Raw genomic sequence first — 15,887 nt, 5'->3', positions numbered from 1 at the left:
CGCGTGCTCCTAGTTAGTCGTCTCGACCGGAAAACCTTCGGCCTGCATTTTTTTCAGCACATCCTGCCAGCGCGACAGGCGTTTGGTGTCGCCGACCTTTTTATTACCCTTGGCGCCTGGCAGATACAGACCTTCGGCATTGAAAGAATAGACCGGCAGCAAATCGGTCCGCTGCGCCGCCGGCTGGATCGGATCGATCAGGCTGTCGAGCACCAGCGGCATGGCATCGGGGGTCGCATAGTACGTCAACACCATGTGCGCGCGGTTCTGGCGCAGCGCCTTGACGTAGGTGATGCGCAGCTTGTCACTGGAAACGCCGAGATGGCGCAGGCTGAAATACTTGGCGATGGCGTAGTCTTCGCAGTCGCCGGCGCCCTTCCACAGCGCTTCGATAGGGGTTTCCCAATAATCCACTTCGCGCCACAGATCGATGTCTTCGACGTAACGCACCTGCTTGTTGAAAAACAGGTTGACCACCTTGAGCTTGTCCATCTCACTGACCTGCTTCTGCGTGGCCAGCAGATTCTGCCAGGCATCGATGCGCTGCTGCCCGGCACCCAGTGGCCCATAGAGAGCCGTGGCCTTGCGGCTGATCGCGGAAAAATCCCAATCGGCGTGCAGACCGCCCAGCATGACGCCGGCCAGCAGCAATGCGCAGCCAAGCCAGCGCAAGGTCCGAGGGATCGCGAAACGTACCGCCACTGCAGGTTTCCAGAAGGACAGAAAGGAAGCGTTTGATGGTGAAGCTTAGCCCGGCAAAAAACAATGGCACCGTGAGATCATCGAAGACGCGCTAGACTTAAGATTGCAGCGCTTTGTTTTACAAGGTTTGACAACCTGTAGAGCAATCACTAGTGTCATTTGGATCCAAATATTGCGACCTACAGGGTGTGTTGTCGTGACTCAGAAGCCCAAACCGCTGCACAGCATTAAAGTCGAGGGACCGATTCCTGCGCATCTGGCCCGGTCGGTGATTGAAGAAACCCTGCGCTCGGCCATTCTCGATGGCCGCCTGCCCTGTGGCACTGCGCTGCGCCAGCAGGATCTGGCCGATCTGTTCGGGGTCAGCCGCATGCCGGTGCGCGAAGCCTTGCGCCAGCTCGAAGCGCAGGAGCTGCTCAGCGTCACCACGCACAAAGGCGCCGTGGTCGCCCCGCTGATCCAGGGCGATGCTGCTGAAACCTACGAGTTGCGCATTCTGCTCGAATCCGAGGCATTGCGGCAGTCCATTCCGCTGCTGACTGAGGCCGAGCATCAACTCGCCGCCGGCTACATCGACGAACTGGAAGCGCAGCACGACTACAACGAAATCGGCCGCCTCAACCGTCTCTTTCACATGGCCCTGTACAGCAAGGCGCCCAACCAGCGACTGCTGCGCCTGGTGGAGGACGGCCTGAACGAAGAAGAACGTTTTCTGCGGTTCAATCTGGAAGCCATGGGCTTGGGCAAGCTGTCCCAGGATGACCACCGCGCCATGCTTCAGGCCGTGATCGAGCGGGACATACCGCGCTCGCTCGCAATGCTGGAGCAGCACCTCAACCGCGGCGTTGAGGTCATCACCCGATACCTGGCGACTCCCGCCGCACAGAAGCGTCACACCGCGCGCTGATATCCCGTACGTCGAATAATCCCCTTACAAATCTTCGCGACCGCTCTGCTGCCGGCTCTGGCAGCGGATCGGCGTGCCCGCTGGTGCCCGCCCCGGCCCTGCCGACGCATTTCTGCTGCCCGCCGATGACCAATCGGTAATAGCCGTGACGGTAATTTACCCGCACTCTTCCAGCGCCACCCCTACAGAACGGGGACGCGCCGCCCTGACGGCACAGTCCCCGCAACAGGAACCTACGGAAGGAGCCTTGTCACGGGAAACAGGAAGTCATGGCGCCGGTCCCGGCCAACTTTCGCCCCCTTTGAATTCAATCAATCCCCTTGTTTAAAAGTTGCTTCGAGTGAGGCATTCACTCTTGTTATCGATTTTGGCCGTTATTAGCCGAAAGGAGTAACTACGCCCAAATAAAACTTCGTGTGAAAGTTTTATCGGTAACTCTCATACTCAAAAAACAACCAACTTAAAATAATTGAAAATAAACTTGTTAAATGCATTTGCCCTGTATTAGTTTTTCTCTCGCCAGGTTTGAACGTCGCCGTTCAGCGCGGCATACCTCACGCAACAATCGCAGCACCCGTGGCGCCGCAACGGCGTTACAGCGCAATCAAGCTATTGCCCGGACAAGTTCCTATCCAACTTGCTCGACCATTTACAGCAATTGCAAAGAACCGTGCATTTCATATCAATGATAAAGGACATCATGATGCCTACTAAGCAGCAACTCGCCTTGAAGAAAGCCGAACTGAGTATTCATCCGATTTTTTCCGAGATTACTTCGTTATCGGTATTACGCCGTTTCATGGAAACCCATGTATTTGCCGTATGGGACTTCATGTCGCTGACCAAGCGCCTGCAACAGGAACTGACCTGCACGCGTTTACCCTGGTTGCCGCCGCGCGATCCCCACGCGGCGCGGTTGATCAACGAGATCGTGCTGGGCGAGGAATCGGACGATCGCCTTGATGCCGGCCATTACAGCCACTTCGAGTTGTACCTGGATGCGATGCGCGAGATCGGCGCGAGCACCACGGCGGTAGAGCGCTTTGTCGCCCTGCAGCAGGAAGGTGTGAGTTATGACGTCGCGTTGCAGAGCGTCGACGTCGACCCGGCGGCCGCGCAGTTTGTCCGCGATACCTTGCGCATTGCCCTGGAGGCGCCGGGACACAGCGTTGCCGCCGCGTTCCTGCATGGTCGCGAGAGCGTCATTCCGACGATGTTCCAGCGCATCCTCGATGACTGGGGCATCGGCATCGAACAGGCACCGACTTTCCGTTACTACCTGCAACGGCATATCGAAGTCGATTCCGAAGATCACGGCCCCGCCGCCGAGCAGTTGCTGGAGCGTCTGGTGGACGGCGATCCGCAGCGCGCAGCCGAGGTTTACGCCAGCGCCATCGCCGCCGTGGACAGCCGCATCGCCTTGTGGGACGGGCTGCGCCTGAGCATGGGCGTGGAAGTTGCCGAGGTGGCCCAATGAACGCTGCCGACTATCAATCCTTCGCCGAGGCCTGGGAAAGCCGCGCGACCATCCGCACCCGTCCACGGCGGCTGCTGGAAGACGATCAGCGCCTGATCTACCCGCTCAGCCGCCAGCCGCTGGTGCTCAGCGAAACCTTCCTGCGTGAATGCCCACAGCAACGTGATTTCGCCCTGGTGCAGACGTTGTACAAATTCATCAACGACGTAGTGATTTTCGAGACGGAAATCGTCGACAAGACCGCCCGCAGCATTGCCAAGAATCGCTTTGCCGTGGCGTTCCCGTTCGCCTGTCGCTACGACGCGATGACCGTGGTGGTCGATGAGGATTACCACGCGCTGGTGGCCATGGACTTCATGCAGCAAACGGTCGCGCTGACCGGTATCGAACCGATTCCGTTGCCCGACGAAATCGAGCTGAGCCGAGCGATTCCCGCCGCTGTTGCGCTGGCGCCGGACCACCTACGCAGCGCGGTGGAACTGATCTGCGTGGCGATCGCCGAAAACACCGTGACCGGTGATGTCGCGGCGTTCGCCCGCGACGATTCGGTCAAGCCGTCGATCAAGGGCCTGATGGCCGACCACTTGCTCGACGAGGGTCGCCACTCGAGTTTCTGGGCGCGGATGGTGCGCATCTATTGGCACACCGCCAGCGACACGGACCGCGCAACCATCGCGCAGATTCTGCCGGTGTTCATAGGCCATTACCTGACCAACGACATCCAGAAGTCCTTCGATTTGCGCCTGATCGATGCGCTGCCGGTCAGCGAAACCACGCGGTATTCACTGCGCGAAGAAATCGCCGGACTGGCCTTCCCGATCAATCGCCACCACCCGTTGGTAGGCAACATCGTCAGGTTTTTCCACAACAGCTCGCTGCTCGACACACCGTGCGTGCAGCTCGCCCTGCGCGACTATCTGGTTTGAGGAGGCTGACATGAAACGTCTCGACATTTTGCTCACCGGCGCCAGCCAGGCGATGACCGACCTGGCCCGGGAACTCGAACAGCACGGCCATGCACTGACCCGCAGCGGCGCCACTCAAGCGGCGGTGGATCTGATCATCGACGATGGCTTTATCGCTGCCGGCGATTTCTGCGCGATCCCGCATCTGCACCTGCGCCTGGGTATCGCCGCGCAAGACCATGGCGGCCTGCCGACCCTCGACTTGCTATGCTTCCTCGGCTCGTCGCTGATCAGCCGCGTACCCATCGGCGATGAGCCGTCCGGCAACGGTCAGTCGCTACGCCAACGAGCGCTTGCCCATGTGGTCGACGAAGTGGCGTTGCTGGTCAGCCGCTTTTCCCGCGATGCCGATTATTTGAGGCATGCCCCGGTCCTCAAAGCGCCGGATTTCGAACGCCTGGAAGACCTGCTGTTTCTCGACAAGCTAGCGTACGTCCACCGTCTCAACGACACGGCAAATCCGGCGCTGCTGCAACAAGCGCAGATCCCGCTGATCAAGCGCCTGCAACAGAGCCTGACCGAGCATGCCGAACGACCGGCGCTGCATGTCGGCGGGAAGACCATCAGCTACGAGCAGCTGCACGCCCACAGCCGCGCGATTCAACAGCGCCTGCTGCCCTTGCTCGAGCAACATCCGCAGCCGTGGGTAGTCGCCGTCTGCCAAGGCAAAAGCCCGGCGCTGTTCGCCTCGATTCTGGCGATTCTCGGCAGCGGCGCCGTGTACCTGCCGTTGGAGCCGAGTCATCCTTTGCCGCGTCAGCAATTCATCTTGGAAAACGCCGGCGCGGTGCTGTTGCTTCACGATGGACAACAGGCGCTCAGCGAGTCGATAGCGGGGCTGGATGTCAGTGACATCGAGGCGCCGAACGCCGATCTCGGCCGGCCGCTGATGCTGCACCGGCCCGAGCTCAATGCACCGTGCATGGCGCTCTACACCTCGGGCACCACTGGGCATCCGAAAGGCGTGCTGCTCAGCCAGGCCAATCTCGCCCATTTCACCGCGTGGTACGCCGACTACGTGCAGCTGCACGCCGAGAGTCGGGTGTTGCAGTTCTCTTCGCTAAGCTTCGATTCGTCACTGATCGACATCTTCCCCAGCCTGCTCGCAGGGGCGGAACTGATCGTGCCCGACGACACCCAGCGCCGCGATCCTTTGCAGCTGGTTGCGCTGATTCGCCGGCGGCAACTGACCCACGCCTTCCTGCCGCCGGCGCTGTTGAGCATCCTGCCGCTGGAACAACTGGAGGGCGTGCAGGTGATGACCGGCGGTGATGTCTGCGAGCCGTACGTCATCGAGCAACTGACCCGCCAAGGCACCCTGCACAACCTGTATGGCCCGACCGAAGCCACCGTGCTGATCACCGCGCGCCAGCTCAAACCGGGCGACAGCAACCGCACGCTGGGAGGGCCGATCGCCAACAGTCGGGTGCTGATTCTCGACGACGATCTGCAACCGGTGCCCGATCAATCCGTCGGTGAACTGTTCATCGTCGGCCCCGGTGTCTGCCTCGGTTACCTGAACAATCCGCAGCAGACCGCCGAGCGTTATCTGAGCCTGTCACTGCCCGGCGGCGAAACCCTGCGCGCCTACCGTAGCGGCGACATGGCCAAGTGGGGCGAGCACGGTATCGAGCTGTGCGGACGGCGCGACAATCAGGTGAAAATCCGTGGCTTTCGCGTCGAGCCGGAAGAGATCGAGCGCTGCCTGCGCGAGAGCCGCTTGTATCGACAGATCGCCGTGGTCATCGACAGTCAGCGGCGCATTCTGGCGTTCCTCGCCCAGCCACAGACCGAGACTGCCCGCGACGCATTGAAGGCTCACGCCCGGCAGTTTCTGCCGGACTACATGCAACCGGGAGCGTGGACCGAACTGGCGCAGATGCCGTTTGCCAGTAACGGCAAAGTCGATCGCAAGGCGCTGCTGACATTGTCGGTGACGCTGCAGGACAGCGCTGCGAAATGCCTGCCGGCCAATGCTGACGAAGCGCTGCTGTTGGAGATCTGGGCCGAATTGCTGGAACTGCCGACCAGCGACATTTCCACTGACGAAAGCTTCTTCAATCTCGGCGGACATTCGATTCTGCTGTCGCGGATGTTGCTGCGCTTGCGTGAGGAATTCGGCCGAAGCATTTCGATCAATCGCTTCATCGAACTGCCCACGATCAGCAAACTGTCGACGCTGGTGCGCGGCACCGATGACAGCGCCGTGCTCAGCGCTCAGGCCATGGCCGACGCCGAGCGCGCGCTGGACATCGAACCGCTGCCGATCAGCCGCATGGGCGATGTGCACAAGGTCATCGTCACCGGTGCCAACAGTTTTGTCGGCGTGCACATCGTCGAAGCGCTGCTCGGTTGGGGCGCCAGCGAAGTGGCCTGTCTGGTGCGCGACGGCGCCGGGCATACGGCGGCGCAACGCTTCGCTCAGGCACTGCGCGAAAACCGGCTGGAGCACCTCGACCTGAGCCGTGTGCGGGTTTACGCAGCTGATATCAGCCGTCCGCAACTGGGCCTGGGCGATGAGGACTATCAGCGCCTGGATCGCGAGTTCGGCGCGCTGGTGCACAACGCCGCCAACGTCAACCACGTGCTCGATTACGAGTCCCTGGCGGCGGACAACGTCGAACCGATATTTGCCCTGCTGAAGCTGTGCGAAGGGCAGCGCAAAAAGGTCTTCAACTTCGTCTCGACCCTGTCGGCATCCAGCACCGTGGACGACACCGGTCGAGTGCTGGAACTGCCCGCCGCCGCGACGCCGCCGATCTATATTCGCAACGGCTACAACCTGTCGAAGTGGGTCGGCGAACGCATCCTCGAACGGGCGCGCGAGCGCGGTGTACGGGTCAACCTTTATCGCCCTGGCAACATCAGTTTCAACAGCCTCAGCGGCGTTTGCCAGCCGCATAAAAACCGTTTGATGCTGATGCTCAAAGGCTCGATCCAGCTCGGACAGGTGCCGGCCTTCGCGCTGAATTTCGACCTGATGCCGGTGGACTTTCTCGCCCGCTTCATCGCCTTCCATGCCAGCCGTTATTCAGCGCAACGCTCAGTGTTCAATCTGCACAATCCCGAGCCGCTGAGCTGGGATGCCTACGTCGCTTCGTTCCGCGAAACCGGCAGCGAGTTTTCGCTGGTCAGCGTCGCCGACTGGCAGCAGCAACTGAACCGAGTCGACGCCGACAACGCGCTGTTCGGCGTGCTCGGCTTCTACCTCAACGGCTTCGAAGAAGACATCGGCGACATCTCCCTTATCGGTCACGCCAACGCCGAGGCCGGCGTGCGGCAGATGGGCGCGCACTACCCACAGAAATCCCCGGCGCTGCTGCGTCGCGGCTGCGACTACCTGAAAGAAATCAACTTCATCTGACTCATCAACAAGGAGCAACACCATGAGCAATCTGCAACCCGACACCCTGATCAAAAACCCGCAAGGCTGCCACGTTGTGTCGTCGGTGGAAGTGCCGGCGGACGCGGCACAAGTCTGGGCGATCGTTGGCGATTTCGCTGGCTTCGAACGATTCATTCCGGCGCTGTCGCACACCGAAATGACCGGCGAGGGCGTGTCATCGCTGCGCAAGAAAATCTTCAAGGACGGCAACGTCGTGGTCGAACAACTCAACTCGCGCGATGAACAGGCGCGGCGCATGACCTGGACGACGATTTACAACACGTTGGGGGTGGCGAACCTGTGGGCGGCGATGCAGGTGGAGTCGCTGAGCGCAGGGAAGTCGCGAGCGACCTGGACGATCATTGCCGAACCGGCTGCGGGTGGGGATGAAGCATTATCGGGGTTCAGGGATTTTGTGCAGGGGTTTGCCGATGATGCGATGGGCAATGTGCTGAAGCTGTTTGTCTAAGGCTTAGGCTTTGCGGTGATCGTCAGACCGCTTTCGCGAGCAGGCTCGCTCCCACATTTGGAATGCATTTCCCTGTGGGAGCGAGCCTGCTCGCGAAGAACGATAACGCGGTCTGCGATCTGTGAATCAGATCTTGAAACTGTCGACCAACTGCTTCAACCGGTTCGCCTGCTGCGACAACGCATCACAATCCTTCAACGTTTCGTTGAGGTTGGCCACGCTCTGCTGGTTCAGCAGGTTGATCTGGTTGACGTCGACGTTCAGCGTTTCCACCACCGCCGTCTGCTCTTCAGTCGCAGCGGCCACCGACTGGTTCATACCGTCGATTTCGCCGATGCGCTGGGTCACGCTGACCAGACGCAGACCGGCCTGATTCGCCACTTCCACGCTCTGCTCGCTGGACGCCTGACTGGCGTTCATCGTGCTCACCGCTTCGCGCGAGCCGACCTGCAGCGAGGTGATCATCTTGTGGATCTCTTCCGCCGATTCCTGGGTGCGATGCGCCAGGTTGCGCACCTCATCGGCGACCACGGCAAAACCGCGCCCGGCTTCACCGGCACGCGCAGCCTCGATGGCAGCGTTGAGCGCCAGCAGGTTGGTCTGCTGCGAGATGCCTTTGATCACATCGAGAATGTGGCCAATGTTGTCGGTGCTCGCGTTCAGGGTTTCGATCTGCGTGCACGACAGGCTGATCTTCTGCGACAGCTCGGTCATCGCCTGAATGGTTTGCTCGACCACCTGACGACCATCATCGGCCTGCTCGGAAGCGCCACTGGCGTGCTGCGAAGCATCCGCGGCGTTGCGCGCGATCTCCTGAGTGGCGGCGCCCAGCTGATTGATCGCCGCCGCGACGCTGTTGGTGCGCGCACTTTGCTCGTCGGAACCGACGATCGAAGCGTTGGACGAAGCCATCACCCGTTGCGACAGGTCATGTACGTGACGGGTCGCCGACGACACTTCGGAAATCGATGCGTGAATCCGTTCAACGAACTGGTTGAACGCGCTGCCCAGCTCACCAAACTCGTCTTTGCTCTCGACCACAAGACGGCGGGTCAGATCGCCCTCGCCCTGGGCGATATCTTTCATCGCGCGGCCCATCGTGGTCAGTGGACGCATCAGGACGTTGATCAACAGGCTCAGCAGCAGCGCAATCGCCGCGACCGCGACAAACATGGCGATCAGCGCCGAGGTGCGGAATTGGCTGAGTGCGGCGTAGGCCTTGTCGCGATCGATCGACAGACCGATGTACCACTGCGCATTCGGCAGATCGCTGACCGGGGTGAACGAGAGAATGCGTTCCTGGCCGTTGAGCACCACGTTCTGGTTGCCCTTCTCGATGCGCACGCTGGTGTTCGGGTAGATGTCCTTGAGGTTTTTCATTACCTGATCTTTGTCCGGGCTGACGATCACCTGACCGTCGGCACTGACCAGAAACGCATGGCCGAGGCCACCGAAGTCCACCGAGTTGATGATCTTCACCAGGGTTTCCAGGCTCAGGTCACCACCGACCACACCGAGCAATTCACCGTCCTTCTTCACCGGCATGGCGATGGTCACCACCAGGCCACCGACGGCCGCCATGTACGGCGGGGTCAGCATGGTTTTATCGGCGGCCACGGCCTGCTTGTACCAAGGCCGCTGACGCGGATCGTAACCGTCCGGCATCTTCGCATCGGGGCGCTGGGTGAAGACACCGTTGGCCTGCCCGACATAAGTGAACTGGAAGTTCGACGTGAAGGCCGGTTGATCGACAAGACCCGGCAAGTCGGCATTCCTGCCTTGATGGGCAACGTTCTGCGCGAGGTTTTCCAGCACCAGAATCCGCCCGCTCATCCAGTTCTGCACGCTGCTGGCGGTGAGGTCACCGGCCTGTTGCACGGAGGACTGCAGGTTCTGTCGAATGGTGTTTCGCTGCAGATAATCGTTGTAGAGCGTGAACAACGCGAACGCCAGGACCACGACGCCCGAAGCGGCCAGGAGGATTTTATGGCTGAACTTGAGATTCATTTCATGGGACTTCTTATGCCAAAAGTGGGGATGCGTTTCCGGATGCAACATTCCATGTACGGCGCAGGCAGCGTTCTTCTGGCCGCTCTACTTTGGTGCACGCATTTCTCACCAGTCTGTCGGCCAGCGGCGGAGAAATCTTAGGGGCGCGTGAGAAATGGACGGGGTTTGTGCAGGATTCCCGCCGAACGGCGTGGCAGAGCGGCTGCGAGGGAATTTTTCGCATCGACATGGGGGGCGACAGTTGCAAAATCTGTAACCCTTGATGACAATGCGACTAATTATCATTTGTGACGTTCGGGCTGGCGTGGTCATGTCTTCTCCTGAGTTGGTCGTACAGGCGCTTTACGGTAGTCATCACGGCTGGCTCAACGCTTGGCTGCGCGCGCGGCTGGGCAACGCAGCGGATGCAGCGGATCTGGCTCAGGACACTTTCCTGCGCCTGCTGCAACGTACCGAACGCCTCGAACTGAAAGCGCCCCGAGCTTTCCTGCGAACCATCGCGCGCGGTCTGGTGATCGATCATTGGCGCCGCGAGGAAATCGAGCGGGCCTATCTGGAGACCATTGCTCACTTGCCTGAAGGCGAAGTACCTGACGCCGAATCGCGCGCGTTGGTCCTGGAACTGCTGGAAAGCATTGCGCGCATGCTCGAAGGACTTAAGCCGAAAGTGCGTCAGGCGTTTCTCCTGGCGCAGTGCGAAGGTTTGACTCACAAACAGATCGCCGAGCAGTTGGGCGTATCGGTACGTTCTGTGGAACGCTACGTCGCCGATGCGCTGTATCACTGCTATGTGTTGCGGTATGAAAACTGATGCCTGTGGATAACCTCTCACTCGCTCGCCGCGTCGAACCGCGCCAACACGTGGTCAAGCAAGCGATTCACTGGCTGCTGCGACTGCGCAACAACCACGGCAATTCGCGGCTGACTCGCCAATGCGAGCAGTGGCGCGCCGAGCATCACGAACATGAAATCGCCTGGCAGCGGGTGCAGTCGCTGCAAGCCGAATTGAGCTCCAGTCTGCGCGCCGTGCCGGGTGCGCAGGTCGCTTTCAACACCTTGGAAAACAGTGCGCAGGGGCTAGGCCGACGCCAGGCCTTGAAGTTGTTGTCGGGCGCGCTGTTGATGGGCTCCGCCGCGTGGCTGGCCAAGGACAGCGCCGCCTGGCAGCAATGGTGTGCCGACTACGCGACGGCGACCGGCGAACGGCGCGGTTTTCAGTTGCCCGACGGCACGCGGATCGAACTCAACACCGCCAGCGCCGTGGATCTGGACTACACCGCGCAGCAACGTCTGATCAAACTGAGCCGTGGCGAAATCATCGTTACCTGCGGCGGCTCTGACGAGGGCGCGGCGGCCGATCGACCGCTGCGCGTACAGAATCGCCACGGCAGTTATGCGCCGGTCGATGCGCGTTTCATTTTGCGTCAGGAAGAACAGTGCACGCGGCTCAGCGTTACTCGTGGCCGAGTGTTGGTTCGCGCTGGCGGTCTTTCCCTCGAAGCACTCGCCGGACAGAGTTTTCTGGTCGATCAAAGCGGTTTGCGCGCAGCGCCGACGCCGGATATGGATGCGGGCGCCTGGCTCGACGGTTTGATTGTCACGCGCAATATGCGGCTGGGTGACTTCCTCGCTGAAGTCGGCCGTTATCGCCCGGGTTATCTCAATTGTTCGGCGGAGGTCGCAGACCTGCGCCTTTCTGGGGTGTCCCGTCTGGAGGACACCGACAGGCTGCTGGCGGTCCTGCCGCAAACGCTGCCGGTGCAATTGCGTTATCGCACCCGCTGGTGGGTGACCCTGGAACGTGCGGTGTGATTATTTTTGGCGGGTTTCCGCAGGCAGTCCGGCTTAGTCAGTAAGCACTTCAACTCAGCCCCCGCGACTGCCTACGGAAATCCACAATGACTGTCCGCGCCATTTGTAAGAACCCTCTGAATTTCACTGCAGAATCGACACTACTGCGCCATGCGGTTCGGGCGGCACTGCTGACCACCGCGCTGGGCGTCAGCGTATTACCGAGCCTGAGTCTGGCCGCCAACACCGGCACCGAGATCAGCCACCGCTACAACATTGCTGCCGGACCATTGGGCGAAGCGTTGAATCAGTTTGCCCGGCAGGCCGGCATCACCCTGGCGATGACGCCGCAACAGACTCAAGGTCAGCAATCTCCCGGCGTGCAGGGTGAATATTCGACCGACCAGGCCTTGAGCCATTTGCTCGGCGGCTCAGGGCTGGAAGCAGTCAGCCAGGACGGCAGCAGTTACATCCTGCGTCCACTGGCTGAAAGCGAAGCACTGGCCTTGCCGACCACCGACATCAAAGGTTTCGCCCTCGGCAACGCGCTGGGCAGCATGGCCGGCTACAACGCCACGCACAGCCAGATCGCCACCAAGACCAGTACCGCCCTGCTGGAAACTTCGCAAAGCGTGTCCGTGGTCACACGCGAGCAAATGGATGACCAAGGCTCGCAGACCGTCTCGCAAGCGATGCGCTACACCCCGGGTGTGCTGACCAACCCGTATGGCGCTACGCACCGTTACGACTACGTGGCGATGCGTGGTTTCAACGACGGCTCGGTGGATAACATCTACCTCGACGGCCTCAAGTCGATGGGCGACAGCGGCACTTACAGCACCATGCAGGTCGATCCGTATTTCCTTGAGCGTGTGGACATTCTCAAAGGCCCGTCGTCCGTGCTGTACGGCCGTAGCTCGCCCGGCGGTCTGGTCGCGCTGACCAGCAAAAAACCGTTGTACGAGGCTTATCATCAGGTTCAGGCCACAGTAGGGACGCAAGGCCAGCGTGGGGTTGGTTTTGACTTCAGCGGTCCGGTCGATGACGACAAGCGCATTGCCTATCGTCTGACCGGATTGAGCGATCAGTCCGACACGCAATTCGATCACAACAAGGAAAAACGCTTCGCCCTTGCGCCGACGCTGAGCATCGATTTCAGCGAAGACACCTCGTTGACCCTGCAGGCCTATCTGCAACACGATCCGGACGGTGGTTACCACGGCGGCGTTCCGGCGGACGGCACGATCCATCAGCGCAATGGCGAGCGCATCTCGCCGCGCTTCTTCGAGGGCGAACCGGGGATCGACGGCTACTCTCGTGACCAGCAATCGTTCGGCTATCAGTTCGAACATCGCTTCAACGATGTCTTCACCGCCCGGCAGAACTTCCGCTATCTCGATTCCAAAGTGAACATGGATCAGGTCTACGCCTATGGCTGGACCACCCCGACCAGCAATGAACTGAACCGTTATTACACCGGCGGTGATGAGCGCCTGCATGCGTTCATCGTCGACAACATGCTGCAGGCCGAATTCTTCACCGGCGCGACCAAGCACACAGTCCTGATGGGCGCGGATTATCAACGGCGCAAAACCGTGGTCGACTGGACCAGCGGTGGCCTCGCGCCAATCAATGCGTTCAATCCGGTGTACGGCAACTCGGCGATCGAGATGTACGGCGACACCAGCTATCTGCGGCGCCTCGAACAGACCGGTGTGTATCTGCAAGACCTGATCGAGATGGACAAGTGGCGCTTCTCGCTGGGCCTGCGTCAGGACTGGGTCGAGACATCCGATGAAAACCGCATCGCCGAAGCGGGGCGGCCGGTGGGTACAGAGATCAATGATCGGCGCACGAAACTCACTGGGCGTGCCGGCGCTTTATACCTGTTTGATAACGGTCTGGCGCCATACATCAGCTACTCCGAGTCGTTTAACCCGAACTCCTATGCCGACAGCGCCGGTAATCCACTCGCCCCTACCGATGGCACACAGTGGGAAGTCGGTTTGAAGTATCAGCCGCCGGGCACCGATAACCTGTTTACCGCCTCGCTGTTCCGCATCGACCAGGAAAACCTCGCAACCAAACTGCCGCAGGAAAACTTCTATCGCGCGGTCGGTGCCGTACGCTCGCAAGGTCTGGAGCTGGAAGCGCACATGCAACTGACCGATAACTTGAAAGTGCTCGGCAGTTACACCTTCACTGATATCGAATATTCCAAATCGATGATCAGCACCTTGAGCACGCCGACCGATGTCATCGAGAACAAGGGCAACTCACCGACTCAGGCGCCGCGACACATGGCCTCGCTGTGGGCTGACTACAAGTTCGACAGCGCCACACTTGATGGGCTGCGCCTGGGTGGTGGGGTGCGCTATGTCGGCTACAGCTGGGCCGATGCGGAGAACACGATGAAGGTGCCGTCTTACACGCTGTTCGATGCCTCGATTGGTTATGACCTGGGCAAGATTGGTTTGAAGGGTGTTGATGTTCGGCTCAACGCGAACAACCTGACCAATGAATCCTATGTCGCGTCCTGCGCCAGTCTGAACTTCTGCTACATGGGCGAAGAACGCAACGTAGCGGCGACCGTCAGCTATCAGTTCTAAAGCTATGTCCTGTGCATAAAAAAGCCAGCCCCTGCTATCAGGGGCTGGCTTTGTCGTTTCTTCGGGGTGTTTTGTATGCGTGCGTTTCTGGTTTTGTTGCATCGGTACATTGGCTTGGCCACTGCGACGTTTTTATTGTTGGCCGGGCTGACCGGCAGTGTGCTGGCGTTCAATCACGAACTGGATGAATGGCTGAATCCGCAGTTCTACGAGGCGACGTCAGTGGGTGAGCGCTTGTCGCCGGGCGCGTTGGTAGATGCAGTGCAGACTGCACATCCGAAACTGCAAGTCTGGTACATGGAGTATCCCCATGAGACGGGGCATACGACGCTGCTGGCGGCCGTTCCTCGTAAAGATCCAGCAACGGGTCAGCCGTTCAATGAACGTAATCAGGTGTTTTATCTGGACCCGGTCAGCGCGGAGCAAAAAGGCGCGCGCTACTGGGGTGAATGCTGTTTTCAACGAGAGAACTTCATCCCGTTCATTCTGGAGTTTCACTACAACCTGACATTGCCCGGCAACTGGGGATTGCTCTTGATGGGTGGGGTGGCCATCGCGTGGGTGATCGACTGCTTTGTCGCATTGTTCCTGACCTTGCCGCGTGGCAAGCCATTCTGGAAGAAGTGGGCGACCGCGTGGAAGGTCAAAGGCGGGCATGCCTACCGCTTGAACTTCGATCTGCATCGCGCCGGAGGATTGTGGCTGTGGTTACTGCTGTTACCGATCGCCGTCAGTAGCGTGGCGATGAACTTGCCAAGCCAAGTGTTCAAGCCTGCAGTTTCGTTGTTTTCGCCCATCGAGCCGAGCGTTTATGAAGCCAGAGGACGAATGCCCGCCAATCAACTGGGGACGACACAGTTGAGTTATCAACAGGCGTACGAAAGGGCATTGCAGGAAGGGAAACGATTAGGACTGACGGCGGCAATCGGCGAGTTGTATTACAGCTTTGAGTACAACTTCTACGGCGCAGGGTTTGGACAGCACGATACGGACGCACACGGTAAATCCTGGTTGTTTTTTCACGGTACCGATGGCCGATTATTGGGACAGGAGATCGCGGGACAGGGCACGCTTGGAGAGCAGTTCTATCGACTTCAGTTGCCGATACATGGAGGACGGATCATCGGGGTGACAGGGCAGGTAATGATCGCGGTGCTGGGTGTGTTGATTGCGGGGTTATCAGGGACGGGAGTTTATATCTGGTGGCGCAAGTGGCAGGCAAGACGCAGCAGCAAGAGTCGCAGAACGGCCTGATCTTTCGTACACGCTTAAATGACAAAACCCCTGTCTGCGTTAGCAGACAGGGGTTTCGGAATTCAATCTTGACGATGACCTACTCTCACATGGGGAAACCCCACACTACCATCGGCGATACATCGTTTCACTGCTGAGTTCGGGATGGGATCAGGTGGTTCCAATGTTCTATGGTCGTCAAGAAATTCTTTATCTGGCCCGTCAACACGGTAACAAGCCAGCAAAAACAGGAACTTCTACTAAAACAAAACCCCAACTGCTTTCGCAATTGGGGTTTCGGAATTTAATCTTGACGATGACCTACTCTCACATGGGGAA

General features: G+C 59.6%; 11 protein-coding genes, 1 rRNA gene and 1 pseudogene. 9 read left to right on the top strand and 4 right to left on the bottom strand.

The features are described 5' to 3' along the window. Positions 1-9: 9 nt before the first annotated feature. Entirely contained in the window at positions 10-702 is a 693-nt protein-coding gene (gene lapG / locus AC0IXA_RS10465) for a cysteine protease LapG (RefSeq protein WP_073476740.1), read from the bottom strand. Between the two features lie 196 nt (positions 703-898). On the opposite strand from lapG, the gene AC0IXA_RS10460 reads away from it, so the two are divergent. The 5 genes from AC0IXA_RS10460 to AC0IXA_RS10440 all read left to right on the top strand — a co-directional run bounded on the left by AC0IXA_RS10460 (position 899) and on the right by AC0IXA_RS10440 (position 7,905). Next, positions 899-1,609 (top strand): GntR family transcriptional regulator, encoded by a 711-nt coding sequence (locus AC0IXA_RS10460; RefSeq protein WP_016772282.1) that lies wholly within the window; start codon positions 899-901, stop codon positions 1,607-1,609. Positions 1,610-2,309: 700 nt separating this feature from the next. Continuing rightward, complete coding sequence (locus AC0IXA_RS10455) at positions 2,310-3,086, top strand: DUF3050 domain-containing protein (protein ID WP_073476741.1); 777 nt, start codon at positions 2,310-2,312, stop codon at positions 3,084-3,086. Beyond that, positions 3,083-4,012 (top strand): diiron oxygenase, encoded by a 930-nt coding sequence (locus tag AC0IXA_RS10450; RefSeq protein WP_471812937.1) that lies wholly within the window; start codon positions 3,083-3,085, stop codon positions 4,010-4,012. The genes AC0IXA_RS10455 and AC0IXA_RS10450 overlap by 4 nt, the downstream gene beginning before the upstream one ends. A gap of 10 nt (positions 4,013-4,022) precedes the next feature. After that, positions 4,023-7,415 carry an amino acid adenylation domain-containing protein gene (locus AC0IXA_RS10445; RefSeq protein WP_471812935.1) on the top strand — a complete coding sequence of 1,131 codons (3,393 nt, stop codon included), beginning with the start codon at positions 4,023-4,025 and terminating at the stop codon, positions 7,413-7,415. Between the two features lie 22 nt (positions 7,416-7,437). Next, positions 7,438-7,905: an SRPBCC family protein gene (locus tag AC0IXA_RS10440; RefSeq protein ID WP_341638303.1), complete on the top strand. Its 468-nt coding sequence runs from the start codon at positions 7,438-7,440 to the stop codon at positions 7,903-7,905. A 126-nt stretch (positions 7,906-8,031) separates the two neighbouring features. Here the strand turns inward: AC0IXA_RS10440 and AC0IXA_RS10435 are convergent, their stop codons facing one another. Continuing rightward, positions 8,032-8,817: a methyl-accepting chemotaxis protein gene (locus tag AC0IXA_RS10435; protein ID WP_370593577.1), complete on the bottom strand. Its 786-nt coding sequence runs from the start codon at positions 8,815-8,817 to the stop codon at positions 8,032-8,034. Between the two features lie 69 nt (positions 8,818-8,886). Continuing rightward, a pseudogene (locus tag AC0IXA_RS10430) lies at positions 8,887-9,912 on the bottom strand (HAMP domain-containing protein); the annotation flags it as partial. Between the two features lie 313 nt (positions 9,913-10,225). Here AC0IXA_RS10430 and AC0IXA_RS10425 point away from each other — a divergent pair. The 4 genes from AC0IXA_RS10425 to AC0IXA_RS10410 all read left to right on the top strand — a co-directional run bounded on the left by AC0IXA_RS10425 (position 10,226) and on the right by AC0IXA_RS10410 (position 15,569). Next, positions 10,226-10,726, top strand: a complete 501-nt coding sequence (locus AC0IXA_RS10425; protein ID WP_039764190.1) for a sigma-70 family RNA polymerase sigma factor — start codon at positions 10,226-10,228, stop codon at positions 10,724-10,726. Next, the gene (locus tag AC0IXA_RS10420) at positions 10,726-11,727 is read left to right on the top strand and encodes a FecR domain-containing protein (protein WP_471812932.1); all 1,002 of its coding nucleotides are present in this window, start codon (positions 10,726-10,728) and stop codon (positions 11,725-11,727) included. Before AC0IXA_RS10425 ends, AC0IXA_RS10420 begins: the two co-directional genes overlap by 1 nt. Before the next feature lie 86 nt (positions 11,728-11,813). Then, positions 11,814-14,315: a TonB-dependent siderophore receptor gene (locus tag AC0IXA_RS10415; RefSeq protein WP_471812930.1), complete on the top strand. Its 2,502-nt coding sequence runs from the start codon at positions 11,814-11,816 to the stop codon at positions 14,313-14,315. 75 nt (positions 14,316-14,390) lie between these two features. Beyond that, the gene (locus AC0IXA_RS10410) at positions 14,391-15,569 is read left to right on the top strand and encodes a PepSY-associated TM helix domain-containing protein (RefSeq protein ID WP_341638299.1); all 1,179 of its coding nucleotides are present in this window, start codon (positions 14,391-14,393) and stop codon (positions 15,567-15,569) included. Between the two features lie 66 nt (positions 15,570-15,635). Here AC0IXA_RS10410 and rrf read toward each other — a convergent pair. After that, positions 15,636-15,751, bottom strand: a 5S ribosomal RNA gene (gene rrf / locus AC0IXA_RS10405). Between the last annotated feature and the right edge of the window lie 136 nt (positions 15,752-15,887).

This window comes from Pseudomonas sp. AC083, assembly GCF_979253165.1.
The sequence above is the reverse complement of the archived record's forward strand: the minus strand, read 5'-3'. Positions and strand labels throughout refer to the sequence as shown.